This window comes from Pseudomonas sp. SDO55104_S430, from assembly GCF_054070595.1.
Map to the genome: position 1 here is coordinate 1 of NZ_JBSVXG010000436.1, position 1,957 is coordinate 1,957.

At 61.2% G+C, this 1,957-nt stretch carries 2 protein-coding genes; one reads left to right on the forward strand and one right to left on the reverse strand.

Translation table 11 applies throughout. The features are described from left to right. Positions 1-91: 91 nt before the first annotated feature. Positions 92-445, reverse strand: coding sequence for a YkgJ family cysteine cluster protein (locus ACW9JE_RS30465; protein ID WP_457434874.1), 354 nt, complete (start codon positions 443-445; stop codon positions 92-94). Positions 446-590: 145 nt separating this feature from the next. Between ACW9JE_RS30465 and ACW9JE_RS30470 the strand changes: the two genes are divergently transcribed. Next, positions 591-1,883 (forward strand): NAD(P)/FAD-dependent oxidoreductase, encoded by a 1,293-nt coding sequence (locus tag ACW9JE_RS30470; RefSeq protein ID WP_224540784.1) that lies wholly within the window; start codon positions 591-593, stop codon positions 1,881-1,883. The last annotated feature ends 74 nt before the right edge of the window (positions 1,884-1,957 follow it).

Consider the following 1,957-nt stretch of genomic DNA (forward strand, 5'->3'; position numbering starts at 1 on the left):
ATCGCGAGCAGGCTCGCTCCCACAATGGATCTGTGTACACAGCCCCCTGTGGGAGCGAGCCTGCTCGCGATAGGAGCAACTCGGTCTATATCTAGACGAGCACCTGCCGATTCGAGGCCATGTACTCGAATATCTGCTTCTCGACCCGCGGATGAATCAGCTCCACCGGCCGCCGCCCATTGGGGCATGGCAAGGTCTGGGTGGTGCCGAACAGCCGGCAGATCAGCGGTCGCTCTTCATACACCGTGCATCCATTCGGCCCCAGGTGCACACAGTTGAGTTCTTCCATCGCCGCATCCTGCTCGGCCCGGGTCTTGCGCGGCAGGCGCGACATTTCTTCCGGCGAGGTGGTCACCGGCCCGCAGCAGTCGTGGCAGCCGGGTACGCACTCGAACGAGGGAATCTGTTGGCGCAGGGTGCGGATTTTCTGACTGTTGCAGCTCATGGAAAAGAGGACCGATGTCGAAATACGCCATGATTTTGCGGCAAATGCAGCCATCCAGACAGTGGCAACCGACCGATGTTGCCCGCTCTGGAGGTCAGGCTTATGCTCCGCCCCCTCATAGACACAAAAAATCAGGATGAAGCGCATGAATGCCCGCGCCCCGCACGTTGCTTCCTATTATGCCGCCAGCAGCTTGCAGCAGCTTGACCACCCCGTGCTCAAGGGCGACCTGGTGGCCGATGTGTGCGTGGTCGGCGGCGGGTTCTCAGGGCTCAATACCGCGCTGGAACTGGTAGAACGCGGGCTCAGCGTGGTGCTGCTCGAAGCCCGCAAGATCGGCTGGGGAGCGAGCGGGCGCAACGGCGGGCAGTTGATTCGCGGGGTCGGCCACGGCCTTGATCAGTTCGCCAACATCATCGGCACCGACGGGGTGCGTGAGATGAAGCTGATGGGCCTGGAAGCAGTGGAGATCGTCCGCCGACGAGTCGAGCGTTTTCAAATTCCTTGCGACCTGACCTGGGGATACTGCGACCTGGCCAACAAACCCCGCGATCTTGAAGGCTTCGCCGAAGATGCCGAGGAATTGCGCAGCTTGGGTTATCGCCATGAAACGCGCCTGCTGCAACCTCACGAAATGCATACGGTGGTCGGTTCCGACCGGTATGTCGGAGGTCTGATCGACATGGGCTCCGGTCACCTGCACCCGTTGAACCTGGCGTTGGGTGAAGCAGCCGCCGCGAAATTGTCAGGCGTGAAGCTGTTCGAACACTCGGCGGTGACGCGCATCGATTATGGCCCCGAGGTCCGGGTTCATGCCGCTCAAGGCTCGGTCCGCGCCAAAACCCTGGTGCTGGGCTGCAACGCCTACCTCAATGATCTGAATCCGGAGCTGAGCGGCAAAGTCCTGCCCGCCGGCAGCTACATCATCGCCACCGAGCCGTTGAGCGAAGAACTGGCGCACTCGCTGCTGCCGCAGAACATGGCAGTCTGCGATCAGAGGGTGGCGCTGGATTACTACCGGCTCTCAGCGGACCGTCGCTTGTTGTTTGGCGGTGCCTGTCACTATTCGGGTCGCGATCCGAAGGACATCGCGGCCTACATGCGACCGAAGATGCTGGAGGTGTTCCCGCAGCTGGGCGACGTCCGGATCGATTACCAATGGGGCGGGATGATCGGTATCGGCGCCAATCGTCTGCCGCAGATCGGTCGGCTCAAGGACCAGCCGAATGTGTATTACGCCCAGGCCTACTCAGGTCATGGAGTCAATGCCACGCACCTGGCGGGACAGTTGCTGGCCGAGGCCATCAGTGGGCAGCACAGCGGCGGGTTCGATCTGTTTGCCAAGGTGCCGCACATCACCTTCCCGGGTGGCAAGCATTTGCGGTCGCCGTTGTTGGCGTTGGGGATGTTGTGGCATCGGCTTAAAGAGCTGGTCTGAAGGATTGTTTTTGTTCATTCCGGCCTCTTCGCGGGCAAGCCTCGCTCCTACAGGGTTCACGCCAGAACGTTGTA